The sequence below is a fragment of the Actinoplanes sp. DH11 genome (assembly GCF_020873875.1).
Lineage (GTDB): Bacteria > Actinomycetota > Actinomycetes > Mycobacteriales > Micromonosporaceae > Actinoplanes.
The window spans coordinates 1-256 of sequence record NZ_JAHWGU010000221.1 but is presented as its reverse complement, the minus strand read 5'-3'; the positions used below and the strand labels follow the sequence as shown (position 1 = coordinate 256).

The window sequence follows — 256 nt, the reverse complement described above, 5'->3', positions numbered from 1 at the left end:
GGGGTGGGGACGGGATCACACCGTTCCCCGTCGATCGGGGCTGGGATCTTCAGGGTCTCTATGGGGTTGAAGCAGGAGCCGACGGTCGTTCGGACACGATGGAGGGTGGTTTCCTGCACGATGCGGCACAGTTTGATGCGGCGTTTTTCGGGATCAGTCCGCGTGAGGCTTTGGCGATGGATCCGCAGCAGCGGTTGTTGTTGGAGGCGTCGTGGGAGGCGTTCGAGTCGGCCGGTATTGATCCGGCTGTTTTGCG

The 256-nt window shown here is 62.1% G+C and carries 1 protein-coding gene; it reads left to right on the top strand.

The genetic code is table 11. From position 1 onward, the window contains the following. On the top strand, window positions 1–256 hold a 256-nt coding region (locus LPA41_RS41520), incomplete at both ends, for a beta-ketoacyl synthase N-terminal-like domain-containing protein (protein ID WP_229077035.1).